Genomic DNA, 21,116 nt, shown 5'->3' on the forward strand with positions numbered 1-21,116 from the left:
TTTGTACTTTTTCGGAGAGTTTGATCCTGGCTCAGGACGAACGCTGGCGGCGTGCCTAATACATGCAAGTCGAGCGGACAGAAGGGAGCTTGCTCCCGGATGTTAGCGGCGGACGGGTGAGTAACACGTGGGTAACCTGCCTGTAAGACTGGGATAACTCCGGGAAACCGGAGCTAATACCGGATAGTTCCTTGAACCGCATGGTTCAAGGATGAAAGACGGTTTCGGCTGTCACTTACAGATGGACCCGCGGCGCATTAGCTAGTTGGTGGGGTAATGGCTCACCAAGGCGACGATGCGTAGCCGACCTGAGAGGGTGATCGGCCACACTGGGACTGAGACACGGCCCAGACTCCTACGGGAGGCAGCAGTAGGGAATCTTCCGCAATGGACGAAAGTCTGACGGAGCAACGCCGCGTGAGTGATGAAGGTTTTCGGATCGTAAAGCTCTGTTGTTAGGGAAGAACAAGTGCGAGAGTAACTGCTCGCACCTTGACGGTACCTAACCAGAAAGCCACGGCTAACTACGTGCCAGCAGCCGCGGTAATACGTAGGTGGCAAGCGTTGTCCGGAATTATTGGGCGTAAAGGGCTCGCAGGCGGTTTCTTAAGTCTGATGTGAAAGCCCCCGGCTCAACCGGGGAGGGTCATTGGAAACTGGGAAACTTGAGTGCAGAAGAGGAGAGTGGAATTCCACGTGTAGCGGTGAAATGCGTAGAGATGTGGAGGAACACCAGTGGCGAAGGCGACTCTCTGGTCTGTAACTGACGCTGAGGAGCGAAAGCGTGGGGAGCGAACAGGATTAGATACCCTGGTAGTCCACGCCGTAAACGATGAGTGCTAAGTGTTAGGGGGTTTCCGCCCCTTAGTGCTGCAGCTAACGCATTAAGCACTCCGCCTGGGGAGTACGGTCGCAAGACTGAAACTCAAAGGAATTGACGGGGGCCCGCACAAGCGGTGGAGCATGTGGTTTAATTCGAAGCAACGCGAAGAACCTTACCAGGTCTTGACATCCTCTGACAACCCTAGAGATAGGGCTTTCCCTTCGGGGACAGAGTGACAGGTGGTGCATGGTTGTCGTCAGCTCGTGTCGTGAGATGTTGGGTTAAGTCCCGCAACGAGCGCAACCCTTGATCTTAGTTGCCAGCATTCAGTTGGGCACTCTAAGGTGACTGCCGGTGACAAACCGGAGGAAGGTGGGGATGACGTCAAATCATCATGCCCCTTATGACCTGGGCTACACACGTGCTACAATGGACAGAACAAAGGGCTGCAAGACCGCAAGGTTTAGCCAATCCCATAAATCTGTTCTCAGTTCGGATCGCAGTCTGCAACTCGACTGCGTGAAGCTGGAATCGCTAGTAATCGCGGATCAGCATGCCGCGGTGAATACGTTCCCGGGCCTTGTACACACCGCCCGTCACACCACGAGAGTTTGCAACACCCGAAGTCGGTGAGGTAACCTTTATGGAGCCAGCCGCCGAAGGTGGGGCAGATGATTGGGGTGAAGTCGTAACAAGGTAGCCGTATCGGAAGGTGCGGCTGGATCACCTCCTTTCTAAGGATATATGGAGCAGCGTACGTTTTCGTCTTGTTTAGTTTTGAAGGAACTTGCAAAAGATCCTACAACATCATATCTTCGATATGAAAGATGGGCCTGTAGCTCAGCTGGTTAGAGCGCACGCCTGATAAGCGTGAGGTCGGTGGTTCGAGTCCACTCAGGCCCACCATCTTCTATTAAATTGGGGCCTTAGCTCAGCTGGGAGAGCGCCTGCCTTGCACGCAGGAGGTCAGCGGTTCGATCCCGCTAGGCTCCACCAACGTGTTCTTTGAAAACTAGATAACAATAAGTAATACATTCACATTGAATGCAATGCAAAGTTCATCACACATAGTGATTCTTTCTAAAGTAAGAAATGGTTAAGTTAGAAAGGGCGCACGGTGGATGCCTTGGCACTAGGAGCCGATGAAGGACGGGACGAACACCGATATGCTTCGGGGAGCTGTAAGCAAGCTTTGATCCGGAGATTTCCGAATGGGGAAACCCACTGCTCGTAATGGAGTAGTATCCATACTTGAATACATAGAGTATGAGAAGGCATACCCGGGGAACTGAAACATCTAAGTACCCGGAGGAAGAGAAAGCAAATGCGATTCCCTGAGTAGCGGCGAGCGAAACGGGAACAGCCCAAACCAAGAGGCTTGCCTCTTGGGGTTGTAGGACACTCTATACGGAGTTACAAAGGAATGATATAAGCGAAGAGGTCTGGAAAGGCCCGCCAAAGAAGGTAACAGCCCTGTAACTGAAATGTCATTCTCTCCAGAGTGGATCCTGAGTACGGCGGAACACGTGAAATTCCGTCGGAATCCGGGAGGACCATCTCCCAAGGCTAAATACTCCCTAGTGACCGATAGTGAACCAGTACCGTGAGGGAAAGGTGAAAAGCACCCCGGAAGGGGAGTGAAATAGATCCTGAAACCGTGTGCCTACAAGTAGTCAGAGCCCGTTAACGGGTGATGGCGTGCCTTTTGTAGAATGAACCGGCGAGTTACGATCCCGTGCAAGGTTAAGCAGAAGATGCGGAGCCGCAGCGAAAGCGAGTCTGAATAGGGCGCATGAGTACGTGGTCGTAGACCCGAAACCAGGTGATCTACCCATGTCCAGGGTGAAGTTCAGGTAACACTGAATGGAGGCCCGAACCCACGCACGTTGAAAAGTGCGGGGATGAGGTGTGGGTAGGGGTGAAATGCCAATCGAACCTGGAGATAGCTGGTTCTCTCCGAAATAGCTTTAGGGCTAGCCTCAAGGTAAGAGTCTCGGAGGTAGAGCACTGATTGGACTAGGGGCCCCTACCGGGTTACCGAATTCAGTCAAACTCCGAATGCCGATGACTTATCCTTGGGAGTCAGACTGCGAGTGATAAGATCCGTAGTCGAAAGGGAAACAGCCCAGACCGCCAGCTAAGGTCCCAAAGTATACGTTAAGTGGAAAAGGATGTGGAGTTGCTTAGACAACCAGGATGTTGGCTTAGAAGCAGCCACCATTTAAAGAGTGCGTAATAGCTCACTGGTCGAGTGACTCTGCGCCGAAAATGTACCGGGGCTAAACGTATCACCGAAGCTGCGGACTGTTCTTACGAACAGTGGTAGGAGAGCGTTCTAAGGGCTGTGAAGCCAGACCGGAAGGACTGGTGGAGCGCTTAGAAGTGAGAATGCCGGTATGAGTAGCGAAAGACGGGTGAGAATCCCGTCCACCGAATGCCTAAGGTTTCCTGAGGAAGGCTCGTCCGCTCAGGGTTAGTCGGGACCTAAGCCGAGGCCGAAAGGCGTAGGCGATGGACAACAGGTTGATATTCCTGTACCACCTCCTCACCATTTGAGCAATGGGGGGACGCAGGAGGATAGGGTAAGCGCGGTATTGGATATCCGCGTCCAAGCAGTTAGGCTGGGAAATAGGCAAATCCGTTTCCCGTGAAGGCTGAGCTGTGATGGCGAGCGAAATTTAGTAGCGAAGTTCCTGATTCCACACTGCCAAGAAAAGCCTCTAGCGAGGTGAGAGGTGCCCGTACCGCAAACCGACACAGGTAGGCGAGGAGAGAATCCTAAGGTGATCGAGAGAACTCTCGTTAAGGAACTCGGCAAAATGACCCCGTAACTTCGGGAGAAGGGGTGCTTCTTAGGGTGTTAAAGCCCCGAGAAGCCGCAGTGAATAGGCCCAGGCGACTGTTTAGCAAAAACACAGGTCTCTGCGAAGCCGTAAGGCGAAGTATAGGGGCTGACGCCTGCCCGGTGCTGGAAGGTTAAGAGGAGCGCTTAGCGTAAGCGAAGGTGCGAATTGAAGCCCCAGTAAACGGCGGCCGTAACTATAACGGTCCTAAGGTAGCGAAATTCCTTGTCGGGTAAGTTCCGACCCGCACGAAAGGCGCAACGATCTGGGCACTGTCTCAACGAGAGACTCGGTGAAATTATAGTACCTGTGAAGATGCAGGTTACCCGCGACAGGACGGAAAGACCCCGTGGAGCTTTACTGCAGCCTGATATTGAATGTTGGTACAGCTTGTACAGGATAGGTAGGAGCCTTGGAAACCGGAGCGCTAGCTTCGGTGGAGGCATCGGTGGGATACTACCCTGGCTGTATTGACCTTCTAACCCGCTGCCCTTATCGGGCAGGGAGACAGTGTCAGGTGGGCAGTTTGACTGGGGCGGTCGCCTCCTAAAATGTAACGGAGGCGCCCAAAGGTTCCCTCAGAATGGTTGGAAATCATTCGCAGAGTGTAAAGGCACAAGGGAGCTTGACTGCGAGACCTACAAGTCGAGCAGGGACGAAAGTCGGGCTTAGTGATCCGGTGGTTCCGCATGGAAGGGCCATCGCTCAACGGATAAAAGCTACCCCGGGGATAACAGGCTTATCTCCCCCAAGAGTCCACATCGACGGGGAGGTTTGGCACCTCGATGTCGGCTCATCGCATCCTGGGGCTGTAGTCGGTCCCAAGGGTTGGGCTGTTCGCCCATTAAAGCGGTACGCGAGCTGGGTTCAGAACGTCGTGAGACAGTTCGGTCCCTATCCGTCGCGGGCGCAGGAAATTTGAGAGGAGCTGTCCTTAGTACGAGAGGACCGGGATGGACGCACCGCTGGTGTACCAGTTGTTCTGCCAAGGGCATCGCTGGGTAGCTATGTGCGGACGGGATAAGTGCTGAAAGCATCTAAGCATGAAGCCCCCCTCAAGATGAGATTTCCCATTCCGCAAGGAAGTAAGATCCCTGAAAGATGATCAGGTTGATAGGTCTGAGGTGGAAGCGTGGTGACACGTGGAGCTGACAGATACTAATAGATCGAGGACTTAACCTATATTCTATTGTGAAGCATGAACATTGTTATCTAGTTTTGAGAGAACATTCTCTCCATCAGGTTTGGTGGCGATAGCGAAGAGGTCACACCCGTTCCCATACCGAACACGGAAGTTAAGCTCTTCAGCGCCGATGGTAGTTGGGGGTTTCCCCCTGTGAGAGTAGGACGCCGCCAAGCTTCTATAAGGATCAGTTCCAGTCGGAACTGGTCTTTTTTGTTTTTTAAGAAAAGGAACAAACACTCGATCTGACATGGATACATATACTAAACTACCATCTAAAACATTCTTAATTTTGTATACAATTGAAAGCGCTAGGGCATACTGAAGCTATAAGTGGAGGTGTCACAATGAGCAAAAAAGAGCGAGAAGCGATTTGTTTGATTTGTGAAGAGAAAAAAACAAAGGGAATTTATTTATATCATCAGTTTTTGTGCCGAGAATGTGAGAGAAAGTTAATTTCTACATCGACCTCGGATCCTAGCTATGCCGATTATGTTAGAAAGCTAAAAAATCTTCATACGCCGCCTTTGTATTCATAGACCATTAGATGGTCTTTTTTTATGAGCTATGGAGGATTGGGCCTGTTTTTTGGAACTTAGTTTGGACATCATCCGTAATTAATAATAAGATAAACAGAGAGCCTGATTATTCATAGGAGTCGATGAACATGAAATCAATCTTTTATACATTTATATGGGCCATCCTCTCTACTTTTTTTTCGCTTGTGATTTTAACCGTCAGTATTGGGGTTTTCCATCATCATGTTGGATTATCGATACTGTATGCGATGATGGGGTGGGGCGTGATGTTTGCAGGGAGCAGATGGGTTGCTTTCCAGTTGTTTTTAAAGAAACACGGACTGTCTCGTAGTGATTATGTATATATCAAACAGCATTTAAAAGAAGCAGGACAAAAGCTCGTACGTTTAAAGAAGGCTTTATTTGCTGTGAAGAACGTACAGACGATCAAACATAATTATGAAATTCTCCGACTTGCACGACGAATCTATACGATTACAAAAAAAGAGCCGACCCGGTTTTATGATGCACAGCGTTTTTATTTTGAAAGCTTGGATTCTGTCGTTGAACTAACTGAAAAATATGCACTATTGTATAATCAGCCTGATCGCAGTCATGAGCTGGAAATGACACTAAGCCAAACTCGAGTGACGCTGACAGAACTGCAAAAGCAATTGACGAATGATTTGCAGCAAGTATTAGGAAGAGACATAGAAGCCCTTCATATTGAGCTTGAAGTGGCAGATAAAATGATAAAGAAATAATGAAAGGAGTCAAACGTAATGAAACCAGAAGATCACATCCCAACAGCATCTGCTTCCACTACAGATCTTCAGTTTCAGGTGTTTGATACCTTATCTGATGAGGAGAAACAAGAAGCCATACAGCGTGCTGAGCAGATCCCTGACAATCCGCAAAAGCTGCTTTTCTATGGTACACGTGTTCAGGAACGATTATTGGAACAATCACAACAAATGATGAAATATGTTGAGAAAAAAGATATCGATCAAATAGGAGACGTGCTTGAGGCCTTTTTGCACCAGCTGCATGTAGTAGAACCGGAGGACTTACTGCCAAAGAAGCAGGGCTTTTTTTCGAAGTTATTTCGGCGGGAGAAGCGTTCTACTCAGGAAATCATATCGCGTTTTCAACATGCAAAATCACAGATCGAGAGATTATCAGCAAGGCTTCGTTACGCAAAAGGCGGATTAATTTCGGATCATATGTTATTAGAGCGTTTATTTGAAGAAAATCAAACTTTTTTCCAAGAAATGACGCTGCAGGTTGCAGCAGTTGAAGCGAAAATGACCACTTTAGAGAAGCAGATCATATCAGAACCGGAGCAGATTGGTAATCGGACTATAGAGGAGCAATTGATGAGTCAGGAAGTCAATGCAGAAGAATATATGGAGAGGTTGAAAGAACGGAAATATGATTTGCTGCTAAGCCGGCAAATTGCGTTGCAATGTAATGCCCAAATTCGAATGATCCAGCATACGAATCATACATTGGCCAATCACATTCAATCAACAGTTTCTGCATCTATTCCTCTATGGATCAACCAAATGTCGATTGCATTAACGCATATTCAACAGCGTGCCAATTCAGCTCTTGAGAATCGAATCCAAAAAACATATGAAAAGGTATCAAAGCAGCAGGGGGAGCTTCTTGAAGAGGCAGCTTTTGCACCTATAGATACGTTGAAAAAGGTTCAACGCCAATTAGCTGAAACCTTACAGGAAACGTTACAGGTGAAAGAGCATGGAAGCCAAGAGCGAGCCCAATTGAAAAACAGCATGTATGAGGCAGAACAGCAGCTGGCGAATCACCAGCCAATAAAGGAATGAGAATCCATCTTTCGGTTCCCTTGTATGAACGTTATAATAGACATAAGATATCGTTAAAGTGAAAAGGGTCGATTTGTTTGAAAATACCTTTATATACAGCATTAGCACAACATGCGGAAAAGAAGCCTTATTCTTTCCACGTTCCAGGACATCACAATGGAGATGTCTTTTTTGATGAGGCACGGACTTATTATGACTCAATTCTTCAGCTGGATGTAACAGAACTTGAAGGATTAGATGATCTCCATCATCCAACTGGTGTGATTCAAGAGGCTGAACATTTATTGGCAAAGCTATATGGATCAGATCAAAGCTTTTTTCTTGTGAATGGGACAACTGTCGGAAATTTAGCGATGGTGATGGCAGCCTGTCGTGCGGGAGATGAGATTTTCGTCCAGCGAAATTGTCATAAGTCTGTTTACCATGCGATTGAGCTTGCAGGAGCAACGCCTATTATGGTAGAAGCTGAGATAGATCAACACCTGCATGTTCCAACACATGTGACGGATGAAACAGTCAAAAAAGCCATTGCCAAACATCCTAATTGCCGGGCGATCGTTTTGACTTATCCGAACTACTATGGTCATGCAGCTGATTTATCAAAACTGATACACATGTGCCACGAAGCAGGCATGATCGTTTTGGTTGATGAGGCACATGGTACACATTTTGTATTAGGCGGCGCTTTTCCTCCATCTGCTCTTTCCTATGGAGCTGACGTGGTGGTACAATCAGCACATAAAACCCTTCCGGCTATGACGATGGGTTCCTACCTTCATCTTCAGGGGGAGCGAATGGATGCAAAACGTTTGAAAACATTCCTCACGATGCTTCAAAGCAGTTCTCCATCCTATCCAATTATGGCCTCATTAGATGTGGCAAGGGCCTATGTCGAGGAGATCAAGAAAAAAGGGATCTTGGATGGAATCATGAAAGGGCTGGCAGAGCTGAAAAATGAGTTCAATCGTATACCTCAGCTTGAAGTGGTAGAGTCTGAATTGCTTTCTAACGATCCATTAAAATGTGTGATTCGATCAACAAAAGGGCTGACTGGCTATGAACTAAAACGAGTACTTGAATCAGTGGAGGTTCACCCAGAGCTTGCCGACGAACATCAGGTTTTACTTGTCTTTGGTTTAGAACAGAAGAAGGATATACCTTTTAAACGAATAGAGCAGGCCCTTAATCAAAGCAATTCATTGCTCAAAGGAAAAGATCATTTTCAAAGAGAGGCGCTGGCTGATGACAACGAGGAGCATAGACAGGATATAGAAGCCGTCCCATTTGAATATGCAGCAGGACGGGTTAGTGCAGAATCGGTGATTCCATATCCACCGGGTATTCCTTTAATCGTTAAGGGAGAGCGTATTGAAATCGATCAGATTGCGGCTTTAAGCCGTTTGCTTGGACATCAGGTTCATGTTCAAGCCAGTCAGGTGATTCATCAGAGAAAATTATATGTTTATATAGAAGAGGAGACACTATGAGCGGTATGTTTATTACGTTTGAAGGGCCAGAGGGTGCCGGAAAAACGACAGTGATTCGAAAAGTGTATGAAGAAATGGAACGCCAAGGATATGCAGTGATGGCGACACGTGAGCCTGGCGGCATTGACATAGCAGAGCAGATTCGTGAAGTCATTTTAAATGAAAAAAACACAAAAATGGATGCGAAAACAGAAGCTTTGCTGTATGCAGCCGCAAGAAGGCAGCATTTGGCTGAGAAGGTAGAACCGGCATTACAGCGCGGGCAGACAGTTTTATGTGATCGTTTTGTCGATAGCTCCCTTGCTTATCAAGGCTATGCGAGAGGGCTTGGGATTGAAGAAGTAAAGTCAATTAACGACTTTGCTATCAATGGCACGATGCCGCAAATGACCATTTATTTTTCAATTACACCTGAGGAAGGGCTAAAGCGAATTAATGCCAACCAGGGAAGAGAAAAGAATCGATTAGACATGGAGACGCTGAATTTCCATCAGCTTGTCAGAGAAGGCTATGAACTGCTTATTGCACAATCGCCAGAACGATTCCGTGTAGTGGATGCGTCTCAGCCGATGCAGGATGTCTATGAAGAAGTCCTTCAATTGATTCAGGACACATTAAAGCAAAATCAAATATGACCTAATTCCCAATCGTTGTTATAATATAGAGGAAGACATCGGCATGTCATCTGTGCCTAAAATAAAGGAGGCCAATCAAATGAAATTAATTGTTGCCGTTGTACAGGACCAAGATAGCAGCAAGTTGTTGAAAATATTGACTGAACATCATTTCGGCGTGACAAAATTAGCTTCAACTGGTGGGTTTTTAAAGTCTGGGAATACGACTTTTATTATTGGTTGTGATGATGTCCGGGTGGATAAAGCATTACAGCTTATAAAAGAAAATTGCCGTAAACGTGATCAAATGATCGCGCCTGTCTCCCCAATGGGCGGAAATGCAGATTCATACGTACCATACCCTGTTGAGGTTGAAGTTGGCGGAGCTACTGTTTTTATTCTGCCAGTTGAACAATTTCATCAATTTTAAGGATGGGTTGCTGTGAAAATTAATCAAGATATGCGGCTGCGTTTAGAAAAGCGTGAACTTCAAGCGATGAAAGGAAGCCAGACATCTGCCTCCTTTAAAGCTTCGATGGAGACGCAAAGCGGCAAACTGCGCTTAGAACAGCTGACGGTCATGCTGAGTGATATCGAAGTGTTCGGAAAAAAGCTCGCAAAGTCACGAAACCTAAAGGATTTGGCTAGGTTTAAAGGACTGGTGAAGCGCTTTGTGAAAGAGACAGTCGATAATGGTTTAAATATAGAAACATCAAGGAGCTTTGACATTTATGGCAACACACGTACACTTGCTTTGGTCAAAGCCTTAGATGAAAAGCTGATTGAATTAACCGAGGAAATGATGGATCAAGAGAAACCATCTATTGATTTGCTTGAACGTATTGGAGAAATAAAAGGTTTATTGATTAACCTTTACACATAGAGAGTGATAACATGGCAATTAGCTGGGATGACATGAATGATTTGCAGCCGCGCGTCATGCGGCTGATTTTTAATAGTATTGATAAAGACCGACTTGCGCACGCCTACTTATTTGAAGGAAAAAAAGGAACCGGAAAACTGGATGCAGCGATGCTTTTGGCTAAGAGCTTTTTTTGTTTGGAATCAGGAGTAAAACCATGTGAATCCTGTCAAAACTGCAAAAGGATTGCATCAGGAAACCATCCCGATTTACATCTTGTGCAGCCCGATGGCCAATCAATTAAGAAGGCGCAAGTGCAGGCATTGCAAGAGGAATTTACAAAAGCAGGTGTAGAATCTCACCGGAAAATGTATATTATTCTTCATGCGGACAAAATGACGGTCAATGCCGCGAACAGTTTATTGAAGTTCCTAGAGGAGCCTAATCGGGAAACGATGGCGGTTTTAATCACTGAGCAATCGCATAAAATGCTGGATACGATTATTTCAAGATGTCAGATGCTCAGCTTTCAGCCGCTGCAGCCACAATCCTTGGAGCAGCAGCTTTTACAAGAAGGCGTACCTCAGCATCTCGCAAGGCTTTTGTCGAATTTAACCAATAATTTAGCAGAAGCACTCGAATTAAGTCGAAATGATCAGTTTGCAGAGTCTAGAGCGAAAGTGATAAAATTGTATGAAGTCTTACACCAGCGAAAAGAACATGCATTTTTTTATATACAGGATCAATGGATGCCTTTTTTCAAAGAGAAAGACCTTCAAGAAACAGGTCTGGATATGCTTTTATTTATATATCGTGATGTATTGTCGATTCAAATAGGAAATGAAGATAAAGTCATTTATCAAGACTTATTCCAGACAATGAAGCAGCATGCGCTGCATTCCACACAGCAGATGGTGACCAGCCAGATCCTTGCTGTATTAGAAGCGAAAAAGAGACTTCAATCCAACGTGAATGCCCAAGGGCTGATGGAGCAATTGGTGTTGATGTTGCAGGAGGGATAAGCTTGTACAACGTAATTGGTGTTCGCTTTAAAAAAGCGGGCAAAATCTATTATTTCGATCCTAATGGATTTCATATAGAAAATGATAGTTGTGTCATTGTAGAAACGGTTAGAGGGGTTGAGTACGGACAAGTGGTCATCGCCAACAAAAAAGTAGATGAACACGATGTGGTTCTCCCTCTGCGTAAAGTCATTCGTGTAGCAGACGAACGTGACCGGCTCATCGTTGAGGAAAACAAAGAAGCAGCGATGACAGCCTTTGATACATGTCTTCAGAAAGTAAGTGAACATGGGCTGGAAATGAAATTGGTTGATGTTGAATTTACATTTGACCGAAACAAGGTCATCTTCTACTTCACAGCAGATGGCAGAGTTGATTTCCGTGAGCTAGTGAAGGATCTTGCATCAATCTTCAAAACGAGAATTGAACTTCGCCAGATTGGCGTAAGAGACGAGGCAAAAATGCTTGGCGGCATTGGTCCTTGCGGGCGAATGCTTTGCTGTTCGACATTCTTAGGAGACTTTGAACCAGTGTCTATTAAGATGGCAAAGGATCAAAACCTGTCGTTAAATCCGACAAAAATTTCAGGCCTATGCGGACGTTTGATGTGCTGCTTGAAATATGAGAATGATGAGTATGAAACAGCGAAAGAACAATTACCGGATATCGGCGAAACGATTCAGACGTCTAATGGCTCTGCAAAGGTAGTAGGGCTCAATATTTTAGAACGAATTTTGCAAGTTGAATTAACCGGGCAAGAAAAAGTGATAGAATATACATGGGAAGAATTATTACAAGAAGGCGTTGTATCTGCACAAACAACTGAGTAACGAGGTGTGCCACCTTGGATAAAAAGGAACTATTTGATACGGTGATTAATTTAGAAGAACAAATCGGTTCTCTTTATCGCCAGTTAGGTGATTTGAAAAATCATATCGGTGAAGTGATTGAAGAAAATCATCAGCTGCAGATGGAGAATCAGCACTTGCGTGAACGTCTGGATCAGTCCGATCGAGACAAATCGTCTGAGGCAGAGAATGATTCTGCCCAGAAGCCAAGTCATTCTGATATAGGAGAAGGTCATGATAACCTGGCCCGGTTATATCAGGAGGGCTTCCATATTTGTAATGTACATTATGGGAGCATTCGTAAAGAGGGAGACTGTTTGTTCTGTCTGTCATTTTTAAATAAAAAATGAGAAAAGGCTTCCGCTGAATCGGGAGCCTTTTTCACAGGAAAAGAAAGGATACATCATGGTTTCGTTAAGAGAAGATGAACGGTTAGATTACCTGCTCGCCGAAGATATGAAGATTATTCAAAGTAAAACTGTGTTTGCCTTTTCATTGGACGCAGTGTTATTAGCTAAATTTGCGTATGTGCCAATCCAAAAAGGAGAGATCATTGATCTTTGTACCGGAAATGGCATCGTGCCATTGCTGCTTTCAACTCGATCTAGGGCCTCGATTACGGGGGTTGAAATTCAAGAACGACTGTTTGATATGGCAAAAAGAAGTGTGGAGTATAATCAACTTGCGCACCAGATTGAATTGATTCATTGTGATTTGAATGATATGCCGGAACGCTACGGCAACCATAAAGTTGATGTGATTACATGTAACCCGCCATATTTTAAGACACCCTCTAAGGATGAAATCAATGAAAATGAATATTTGGCGATTGCCCGGCATGAAATTCATTGTACATTAGAAGATGTTATTCGTGTTTCTTCCACGCTGCTAAAGCAAGGGGGGAAACTGGCGATGGTTCATCGACCAGGACGGCTGCTTGAGATTGTTGAATTAATGAAAAAATACCGAATTGAGCCGAAACGAATTCAATTTGTTTATCCCAAACAAGGGAAAGAAGCCAATACTATCTTGGTAGAGGGCATAAAAGATGGAAAACCAGATCTGAAAATTCTCCCGCCTCTTTTTGTTTATGGGGAAGATCAGGAGTATACAGATGAAATCAGGACGATACTGTATGGAGAAGCATAATCATTATTTCTATGTATTAAAATGTGCAGATGGCAGCCTGTATGCGGGTTATACAAATGATTTACAAAAAAGACTGATAACCCATAATAGTGGAAAGGGAGCAAAGTATACAAGAGCGAGACGGCCGGTTGAGCTTTTTTATCATGAATGTTTTGCAACCAAAAGAGAAGCCATGCAGCAAGAATATCGTTTCAAAACGTGGACGCGGAAAAAGAAAGATATTTATATAGAAGAAATGCGAATGGAAAAGGAGGCGGCACATGAAAAAGACACAGAAAAGCTTTGATGGTCAATCTGATATGGGCATTCTTTATCTCGTTCCAACCCCGATTGGAAATCTAGAAGATATGACGTTCCGAGCGATACAAACGTTAAAAGATGTAGATTATATTGCCGCAGAAGATACAAGGCAAACGAAAAAGCTTTGTCATGTATACGAGATTGATACACCCTTAACGAGTTATCATGAGCATAACAAAGACAGCAGCGGCCACAAGTTAATCGAATGGCTAAAAGAAGGGAAAAATATCGCACTCGTGAGTGATGCCGGTTTACCGACGATTTCAGATCCAGGGGCTGAAGTGGTTCGAGATTTTACTAGCATCGGAGGCTATGTCATTCCGTTACCTGGCGCAAATGCTGCACTAACGGCACTCATTGCATCAGGAATCGCGCCTCAGCCATTTTTCTTTTACGGTTTTCTCGACCGTCAAAAAAAAGAAAAGAAAAAGCAGCTTGAAGCCTTGAAAAAACGCCAAGAAACGATCATTTTCTATGAAGCGCCTCATCGGTTAAAAGAAACGCTGACTTTGATGAAGGAAGTGTGGGGAAATCGGAACATCGCCATTACGAGAGAACTAACGAAAAAATTCGAAGAGTTTATTCGTGGGGATTTAGAATCTGTGCTGACATGGGCTGCGGAGAATCAAATTCGAGGTGAGTTCTGTCTTGTAGTACAAGGAAATGATCAAGCTGAAGAAGAGCTGAATGAAGAAGCTTGGTGGACGTCCTTATCTGAAAAAGAACATGTGATCCATTACATAGAGGAAGGATTAACGTCGAAGGAAGCCATTAAACGTACAGCTGTCGAACGTGGTGTACCAAAGCGCACGATATACGATGCTTATCATATTGAACAATAAAGAAAGGTTCTTGCAAACGGTGCAAGAACCTTTTTTATATGAACCTTATTTTTGTGATTGAAGTTGGTTTTGGATTTCGTTAATGATTTGCTCTGCACCTTCGCGGCTAAGAACTAATTTACCATTAGCAAGTTTAAGGTTATCGTCTGATACTTCACCTGTTACTTGGCAAGTCATGTTTGGTTTATATTTTTTTAAGATAATTTTTTCATCATCAACATAAATTTCCAAAGCGTCTTTTTCAGCGATTCCTAGCGTACGGCGAAGTTCGATTGGAATCACCACGCGTCCTAATTCGTCAACTTTACGTACAATACCTGTAGATTTCATCTTCATTCTCCTCCCAAAAAGTTCTTATTCTTAAAATAATATTATCTTCGTCATTATTCGACAAATTCCTTACATTCCTAGCATAACAAGGTTTCCATAAATCGTCAATCATTTTGTTTACTATTGTTTGTAAAATATGACTCTTAAAGTCAAAAGACCTTGAAACTACTGCTGTATAAGGATTTTGTAGGCTTTTTCTATGAAAATATAAGAAATGACGAGATCAGATTAACAAGACTTTTGCCCTAAATTAGCCAAATGTAAATCTGGAAATAGATTTCATACGACAATATTCGACAAAATGTCGACGGGTTTGTCGTTTTTTTCGAAAAACTCATCTTTTTCGATCATTTCATCTTGTTCTATGTATATATGCTTGATCTTAAAGGCTAAGATGGTATCATAGAGAAAGCACAAGTGCAAAATTGAATGAATTGATCTGACACATTTTCATGTAATGATGATAACCGCTCTCGTCCATTGGGCGGGAGTTTTTGACATTTACACACACGCAGGAGGTTCCGACATGCCGGAAAAGAAAAAAACGTTTTATCTGACAACACCTATTTACTATCCGAGCGGAAAATTACATATTGGACATGCTTATACGACAGTAGCAGGAGATGCTATGGCTCGTTATAAACGTCTTCAAGGCTATGATGTGATGTATTTAACAGGTACAGATGAGCACGGACAAAAAATTCAGCAAAAAGCTGAAGAACAAAATATCACACCGATCGAGTATTTAGATCCAGTCGTTGAAGACATTAAATCATTATGGAAGAAACTCGACATTTCGAATGATGACTTCATCCGTACAACAGAAAAAAGACATACGAAAATCATTGAGCAAGTCTTCCAAAAGTTGCTTGATCAAGGCGATATTTATTTAGATCAATATGAGGGCTGGTACAGTATTCCTGATGAGACATTCTATACGGAAACACAGCTTGTTGATGTTGAGCGTAATGAGAAAGGGGAAGTCATTGGCGGGAAAAGCCCTGACAGCGGCCACCCTGTTGAATTAATTAAAGAGGAATCATATTTCTTCCGTATGAGTAAGTATGCGGACCGTTTGCTCGATTATTACGAAAAAAATCCATCGTTTATTCAGCCTGAATCAAGAAAGAATGAAATGATTAATAACTTCATTAAACCAGGTTTAGAGGATTTAGCAGTATCAAGAACAACCTTTGATTGGGGAATTAAAGTTCCTAACAATCCAAAACACGTCATTTATGTATGGATTGATGCGTTATTCAACTATTTAACTGCGATTGGCTATGGAACAGATCAAGATGAAAAATATAAAAAATATTGGCCTGCCAACGTACATCTCGTAGGAAAAGAAATTGTACGCTTCCATACGATTTATTGGCCGATTATGCTGATGGCATTAGATCTGCCTCTGCCGAAACAAATTTTCGCACACGGCTGGCTACTCATGAAAGATGGCAAAATGTCTAAATCAAAAGGGAATGTGGTAGATCCAGTCACATTAATTGATCGTTATGGTCTCGATGCCCTTCGTTATTACCTGCTTCGCGAAGTACCATTTGGTGCAGATGGTGTGTTTACACCAGAAGGATTCGTGGAACGTGTAAACTATGATCTTGCCAATGATTTAGGTAACTTGCTTAATCGTACAGTTGCGATGGTACAAAAATATTTTGACGGCACATTAAGCAGCTATAAAGGCCCTGTTAATGAGTTCGATGAAGAGCTGAAAGCAGTAGCTGAACAAACAGTCAAAGCCTATGAAGAAGCGATGGAAAATCTTGAATTCTCTGTGGCTCTTTCAAATGTTTGGACATTAATCAGCAGAACCAATAAATATATTGATCAAACAGCTCCGTGGGTGCTGGCAAAGGATGAAACAAAACGAAAAGAATTGCATTCTGTTATGTATCATTTAGCAGAATCACTTCGAATCACTGCAGTACTCTTAACGCCGTTCCTAACGAAAACACCTGAGAAAATCTCCTTCCAGCTTGGAATTGAAGAAGATAAGCTCAAAAGCTGGGATAGTATCCTATCATTTGGTGCGATTCAACAAGCAACGGTACAAAAGGGAGAGCCTTTGTTCCCGCGTTTAGAGGTTGAAGAAGAAGTAGCCTACATTAAAGAAAAAATGCAGGGAAGTGCACCTAAGGTAGAAGAAGAGAAAGTGGAAATCGAAGAAACGGAATTACCTGAGCTGGGAGCAGAAATTGCATTTGATGATTTCTCAAAAGTTGATCTTCGAGTTGCACAGGTATTGGAAGCAGCCCCAGTGAAAAAAGCGGATCGTCTTTTAAAGCTTCAGCTTGATTTTGGATTTGAAAAAAGACAAATCGTCTCTGGGATTGCCAAGCACTATCAACCAGAAGAATTAGTAGGGAAAAAGCTCGTTTGCGTAGCGAATCTTACCCCAGTTAAACTCAGAGGGGAAATTTCCCAGGGAATGATTTTAACTGGAGAAACAGGCGGGAAATTGCAGGTTCTTGAAGTAGATCAAACTCTAGCAAATGGAACGAAAATTTTATAAATCAACAAAGGTGTTCCACGTGTAACATTTCGTCGAACACCTTTTGTTTTTTAGCAGAATTGTCGAAAGGAGCAATCAACCATGTTATTTGATACACATGCCCACTTGAATGCAGAACAATACAATGAAGACTTAGAACAGGTGATCGAAAGAGCGAAAAGCGAAAAAGTTGAGAAAATCGTGGTGGTAGGGTTTGACCGCCCAACAATTACGAGAGCGATGGAATTGATTGAAGAGTATGATTTCATATATGCAGCTATCGGCTGGCATCCAGTCGATGCTATTGATATGACAGATGAGGATTTGGCTTGGATCAAAGATTTATCTCAACACGAAAAAGTGGTTGCGATTGGTGAAATGGGTCTGGATTACTATTGGGACAAGTCGCCAAAAGATGTGCAAAAGGAAGTCTTTAGACGCCAAATTGCTCTTGCGAAGGAAGTGAAGCTTCCAATCGTTATTCATAATCGTGACGCAACGGAAGATGTCGTGACGATTTTAAAGGAAGAGGGAGCAGCTGAAGTTGGAGGTATTATGCACTGCTTTACTGGCAGTCTGGAAACTGCAAAAGCGTGTATGGAGATGAACTTTTATATTTCATTCGGTGGACCCGTGACATTTAAAAATGCCAAAAAGCCAAAGGAAGTTGTAAAGGAGATACCGAGTGACAAACTTTTGATTGAAACAGACTGCCCATACTTAACGCCAGTGCCATTTAGAGGGAAACGTAATGAGCCAAGTTATGTCAAATATATTGCAGAACAGATTGCGGAGCTGAGAGAAATCAGCTTTGAAGAGCTTGCTGAATTGACAACAAAAAATGCAAAAAAAGTTTTCCGTATAAACTGACAGTATATGATGTCAATCCTTGTTTAAGCTTGTCCAATTGTGAAACATAACGAAAAAGTTCTACACGTTTGCGCCTCCTCATAGGATAAGTTGTCGATAAGTCTTTCTTCCCTTCCTTCCATAAATCTCCCATAATAGGTTTACAATCGAGCATTTTTGTACAGTGGGTGGAAGGGTTGACAGGTTTTGAGATACTCTATATAATCTCTCCGAGGAGAAGGAGGCGTTTTTCATCGTACAAAAAATGAAAAATCTGTTTTCTGTGAAGCTAGGAAAAGGCAAGGTTTTATTACTAGTTGTTTGCTTGCTTTTAGCTGGAACTGGAACGGCTTACGGTGCGCATGAGCTCACTAAGCAGTCTATTACCATTTCAATCAATGGTAAAGAGAAGACAATTCGTACACATGAAGAGACAGTAGCTCAGCTGCTTTCAGAACTTGGCATAAGGACCAAGGCGGAGGATCATATCTCTCCAAGTCTAAATACAAAGATTCAAGACAACATGAACATTGTGTATGATGCGGCTATACCGGTTCATCTGACCCTAGATGGGAAAGAGAAAACGATATGGACAACAGATCAGACGGTTGGAGCATTATTGAAGAATGAGAAGATAGATATTGGGAAGCACGATCAAGTAACTCCAGGAAAGAATGACAAGTTAACAAAGGATATGAATCTTGTGGTTCAGCAGGCCTTCCAGGTCAGCTTAAATGATGGAGGAAAAGATAAAAAAGTGTGGACCACTTCGACTACGGTCGCTGACTTTTTAAAGCAACAAGAGCTAAAGCTCAAGAAGCACGATAAGATCAAGCCTGCGTTACATAGTAACCTTTCTAAAAAGAGCGCAGATATAAAGATCACTCGGGTGGAAAAAGTCACCGATGTAGTGGAAGAGAAAATTGCTTTTGATACCAAACATAAAAAGGATCATTCTCTTGAAAAAGGGAAAGAGAAGGTACTTAAAAAAGGTGAAGAAGGTAAATTGAAGAAGCACTATGCCATTGTGAAAGAAAACGGCAAAGTGGTGTCTAAAGAATTGATTAAAGAAGTGACCGAAAAAGATAGTAAGGACCGATTAGTGGCTATTGGTACACAAGTGGCCAAAAAGGAGCCTACAGCGTCCCCTGCGGTTTCACGAAGCAATGAATCGTCAGGAAAAGAATTTTATGTGGCGTCAACAGCCTATACAGCGAGCTGTGCTGGATGTACGGGCAGAACGTCTACAGGCTTTAATTTAAAAGCAAATCCGGGTGCAAAGGTTATAGCAGTTGATCCGAGTGTCATTCCGCTGGGCTCAAAAGTGTATGTGGAAGGCTATGGATATGCCGTTGCATCAGACACTGGATCTGCTATAAAAGGGAATAAAATTGATGTGTTCGTCCCAAGTAAGTCGGCAGCTTATCAATGGGGAAATAAACGAGTGAAGATTAGAGTACTCAAATAAACACATCAAATCATTTATATGAACAGAGGGCTTTGCGCACCCTCTGTTTTTTTGGTTATAATAGAAGCACTGTTTTCTAATTAATTAGACGCAAAAGCAGCATGAAAGGTTTCGTTTTTTTAACCAAAAAATGTAGATTGTTTTTGCAAGCGGAGGAATACATGAAAATCAAAGAAATCATTGTGGTGGAGGGTCGTGATGACACTGCCAGAGTGAAGATGGCGGTTGATGCAGATACGATCGAAACAAACGGATCCGCCATTGGCGATACAGTCATTCAACAAGTGCGTCTTGCGCAGGAGACGAGAGGGGTCATTATTTTAACAGATCCTGATTTTCCTGGTGAGAAGATCCGTAAAACCATCGCAGAGGCAGTTCCTGGCTGTAAGCACGCTTTTTTGCCAAAACATCTTGCGAAGGCGAAGCGGGATAAAGGAATTGGTGTCGAGCATGCTTCCTTGGACAGTATTCGGGAATGTCTTGCCCATGTCCATGAAGAAATGGAAGAATCGGAAAGTGACATTACATTAGACGACTTATTTGACGCAGGCCTTATCGGTGGCGAAGCGTCGAAACGCCGCCGCGAACGACTAGGAGTGCTTTTAAATATAGGATATACCAATGCGAAGCAGCTGCAAAAGCGCCTTCACATGTTCCAAATAACCAAACATGATTTTATTGCGGCCTTAAAGACCGTCATGCAGGAGGAAGCCGATGAATAAAGATATTGCGACACCCGTCAGAACGAAGGAAATACTGAAGAAGTACGGTTTCTCTTTTAAAAAGAGCTTAGGGCAGAACTTCTTAATTGATACAAATATTTTAGATCGCATTGTCGATCACGCGGAGGTTACAGATGAGACCGGCGTCATTGAAATTGGGCCTGGTATCGGCGCATTGACAGAGCAGCTCGCTAAACGTGCAAAGAAAGTCACCGCTTTTGAAATCGATCAGCGTTTATTGCCTATTTTAAACGATACGCTTTCTCCATATGATAATGTCACGATCATTCATCAAGACGTATTAAAGGCGGATGTGAGAAAGGTCATCGAGGAAAATTTTGCTGACTGTAAAGAAGTGATGGTCGTAGCCAACCTTCCATATTACGTGACAACACCGATTATTATGAAATTGCTTGAAGAAAACCTTCCATTGAAAGGGATTGTGGTCATGCTGCAAAAAGAAGTAGCAGATCGTATGGCAGCTGCCCCTTCATCAAAGGAATATAATTCACTGTCTATCGCAGTTCAATTTTATACGGAAGCAAAAACGGTGATGGTTGTGCCTAAAACGGTTTTTGTTCCTCAGCCAAATGTTGATTCGGCTGTGATTAAGCTGACTGTTCGTGAAACGCCTGCTGTTTCAGTAGAAAATGATGCGTTTTTCTTTCAATTGATTCGAGCGAGCTTTGGCCAGCGCCGGAAAACATTGTTGAATAATTTGATGAATAATCTACCTGATGGAAAAAAACATAAAGCCATCATTGAAGAAGCACTTCAAACAGCAGATATTGATGGAAAGCGCCGCGGAGAATCATTATCCATTGAGGAATTTGCCCGTTTGTCGAATGTTTTACAAAAAGCCCTTTCGTAAGGGCTTTTTTCTTTTGTTTTTCACCACTTCAA

Annotated in this window: 19 protein-coding genes, 2 tRNA genes and 3 rRNA genes; 23 read left to right on the forward strand and 1 reads right to left on the reverse strand. The window is 43.6% G+C overall.

Annotated features, from left to right (window positions below; genetic code table 11):
* The first annotated feature begins 8 nt into the window (after positions 1 to 8).
* The 18 genes from MHB67_RS00165 to rsmI all read left to right on the forward strand — a co-directional run bounded on the left by MHB67_RS00165 (position 9) and on the right by rsmI (position 14,338).
* Positions 9 to 1,557 (forward strand): 16S ribosomal RNA (locus tag MHB67_RS00165).
* Between the two features lie 95 nt (positions 1,558 to 1,652).
* A tRNA-Ile gene (locus tag MHB67_RS00170) sits at positions 1,653 to 1,729 on the forward strand.
* 14 nt (positions 1,730 to 1,743) lie between these two features.
* Positions 1,744 to 1,819: transfer RNA gene (locus MHB67_RS00175), tRNA-Ala, on the forward strand.
* 98 nt (positions 1,820 to 1,917) lie between these two features.
* Positions 1,918 to 4,848: ribosomal RNA gene (locus MHB67_RS00180) — 23S ribosomal RNA — on the forward strand.
* A 61-nt stretch (positions 4,849 to 4,909) separates the two neighbouring features.
* Positions 4,910 to 5,025: ribosomal RNA gene (gene rrf, locus MHB67_RS00185) — 5S ribosomal RNA — on the forward strand.
* Together the 16S, 23S and 5S rRNA genes with 2 tRNA genes alongside form the textbook arrangement of a ribosomal RNA operon.
* A gap of 171 nt (positions 5,026 to 5,196) precedes the next feature.
* Positions 5,197 to 5,388, forward strand: a complete 192-nt coding sequence (locus MHB67_RS00190; RefSeq protein ID WP_024425620.1) for a sigma factor G inhibitor Gin — start codon at positions 5,197 to 5,199, stop codon at positions 5,386 to 5,388.
* Positions 5,389 to 5,516: 128 nt separating this feature from the next.
* Complete coding sequence (locus MHB67_RS00195; RefSeq protein WP_024425621.1) at positions 5,517 to 6,131, forward strand: 5-bromo-4-chloroindolyl phosphate hydrolysis family protein; 615 nt, start codon at positions 5,517 to 5,519, stop codon at positions 6,129 to 6,131.
* A gap of 18 nt (positions 6,132 to 6,149) precedes the next feature.
* The gene (locus tag MHB67_RS00200) at positions 6,150 to 7,214 is read left to right on the forward strand and encodes a toxic anion resistance protein (protein WP_342492713.1); all 1,065 of its coding nucleotides are present in this window, start codon (positions 6,150 to 6,152) and stop codon (positions 7,212 to 7,214) included.
* Between the two features lie 77 nt (positions 7,215 to 7,291).
* Positions 7,292 to 8,701, forward strand: a complete 1,410-nt coding sequence (locus MHB67_RS00205) for an aminotransferase class I/II-fold pyridoxal phosphate-dependent enzyme (RefSeq protein ID WP_185854027.1) — start codon at positions 7,292 to 7,294, stop codon at positions 8,699 to 8,701.
* Positions 8,698 to 9,336: a dTMP kinase gene (tmk, locus tag MHB67_RS00210; protein WP_024425624.1), complete on the forward strand. Its 639-nt coding sequence runs from the start codon at positions 8,698 to 8,700 to the stop codon at positions 9,334 to 9,336. Before MHB67_RS00205 ends, tmk begins: the two co-directional genes overlap by 4 nt.
* A gap of 79 nt (positions 9,337 to 9,415) precedes the next feature.
* The gene (locus MHB67_RS00215) at positions 9,416 to 9,745 is read left to right on the forward strand and encodes a cyclic-di-AMP receptor (protein WP_024425625.1); all 330 of its coding nucleotides are present in this window, start codon (positions 9,416 to 9,418) and stop codon (positions 9,743 to 9,745) included.
* Positions 9,746 to 9,757: 12 nt separating this feature from the next.
* Entirely contained in the window at positions 9,758 to 10,198 is a 441-nt protein-coding gene (locus tag MHB67_RS00220) for a YaaR family protein (protein ID WP_024425626.1), read from the forward strand.
* Positions 10,199 to 10,209: 11 nt separating this feature from the next.
* Positions 10,210 to 11,199 carry a DNA polymerase III subunit delta' gene (gene holB, locus MHB67_RS00225; protein ID WP_342492714.1) on the forward strand — a complete coding sequence of 330 codons (990 nt, stop codon included), beginning with the start codon at positions 10,210 to 10,212 and terminating at the stop codon, positions 11,197 to 11,199.
* Between the two features lie 2 nt (positions 11,200 to 11,201).
* Positions 11,202 to 12,029 (forward strand): stage 0 sporulation family protein, encoded by an 828-nt coding sequence (locus MHB67_RS00230; RefSeq protein ID WP_024425628.1) that lies wholly within the window; start codon positions 11,202 to 11,204, stop codon positions 12,027 to 12,029.
* A 14-nt stretch (positions 12,030 to 12,043) separates the two neighbouring features.
* Positions 12,044 to 12,397 (forward strand): DNA replication initiation control protein YabA, encoded by a 354-nt coding sequence (gene yabA / locus MHB67_RS00235; protein ID WP_024425629.1) that lies wholly within the window; start codon positions 12,044 to 12,046, stop codon positions 12,395 to 12,397.
* 55 nt (positions 12,398 to 12,452) lie between these two features.
* On the forward strand, positions 12,453 to 13,196 hold the full coding sequence (locus tag MHB67_RS00240; RefSeq protein ID WP_024425630.1) for a tRNA1(Val) (adenine(37)-N6)-methyltransferase: 744 nt from the start codon (positions 12,453 to 12,455) through the stop codon (positions 13,194 to 13,196).
* The gene (locus tag MHB67_RS00245) at positions 13,183 to 13,482 is read left to right on the forward strand and encodes a GIY-YIG nuclease family protein (RefSeq protein ID WP_024425631.1); all 300 of its coding nucleotides are present in this window, start codon (positions 13,183 to 13,185) and stop codon (positions 13,480 to 13,482) included. Before MHB67_RS00240 ends, MHB67_RS00245 begins: the two co-directional genes overlap by 14 nt.
* Positions 13,457 to 14,338 (forward strand): 16S rRNA (cytidine(1402)-2'-O)-methyltransferase, encoded by an 882-nt coding sequence (gene rsmI, locus MHB67_RS00250; RefSeq protein WP_185854028.1) that lies wholly within the window; start codon positions 13,457 to 13,459, stop codon positions 14,336 to 14,338. Before MHB67_RS00245 ends, rsmI begins: the two co-directional genes overlap by 26 nt.
* A 45-nt stretch (positions 14,339 to 14,383) precedes the next feature.
* Here rsmI and MHB67_RS00255 read toward each other — a convergent pair whose 3' ends face one another.
* On the reverse strand, positions 14,384 to 14,674 hold the full coding sequence (locus tag MHB67_RS00255) for an AbrB/MazE/SpoVT family DNA-binding domain-containing protein (protein WP_087975202.1): 291 nt from the start codon (positions 14,672 to 14,674) through the stop codon (positions 14,384 to 14,386).
* A gap of 520 nt (positions 14,675 to 15,194) precedes the next feature.
* Here MHB67_RS00255 and metG point away from each other — a divergent pair.
* The 5 genes from metG to rsmA all read left to right on the forward strand — a co-directional run bounded on the left by metG (position 15,195) and on the right by rsmA (position 21,084).
* Entirely contained in the window at positions 15,195 to 17,195 is a 2,001-nt protein-coding gene (gene metG, locus MHB67_RS00260) for a methionine--tRNA ligase (protein ID WP_342492715.1), read from the forward strand.
* A gap of 81 nt (positions 17,196 to 17,276) precedes the next feature.
* The gene (locus MHB67_RS00265; protein ID WP_024425634.1) at positions 17,277 to 18,044 is read left to right on the forward strand and encodes a TatD family hydrolase; all 768 of its coding nucleotides are present in this window, start codon (positions 17,277 to 17,279) and stop codon (positions 18,042 to 18,044) included.
* Positions 18,045 to 18,288: 244 nt separating this feature from the next.
* The gene (locus MHB67_RS00270; RefSeq protein WP_034624439.1) at positions 18,289 to 19,491 is read left to right on the forward strand and encodes a G5 and 3D domain-containing protein; all 1,203 of its coding nucleotides are present in this window, start codon (positions 18,289 to 18,291) and stop codon (positions 19,489 to 19,491) included.
* Positions 19,492 to 19,652: 161 nt separating this feature from the next.
* Positions 19,653 to 20,213 (forward strand): ribonuclease M5, encoded by a 561-nt coding sequence (gene rnmV, locus MHB67_RS00275; RefSeq protein WP_017359323.1) that lies wholly within the window; start codon positions 19,653 to 19,655, stop codon positions 20,211 to 20,213.
* Complete coding sequence (gene rsmA, locus MHB67_RS00280; protein WP_103132750.1) at positions 20,206 to 21,084, forward strand: 16S rRNA (adenine(1518)-N(6)/adenine(1519)-N(6))-dimethyltransferase RsmA; 879 nt, start codon at positions 20,206 to 20,208, stop codon at positions 21,082 to 21,084. The genes rnmV and rsmA overlap by 8 nt, the downstream gene beginning before the upstream one ends.
* The last annotated feature ends 32 nt before the right edge of the window (positions 21,085 to 21,116 follow it).

The organism is Bacillus sp. FSL H8-0516, from assembly GCF_038635285.1.
GTDB classification, from domain to species: Bacteria; Bacillota; Bacilli; order Bacillales; family Bacillaceae; genus Bacillus; species Bacillus safensis.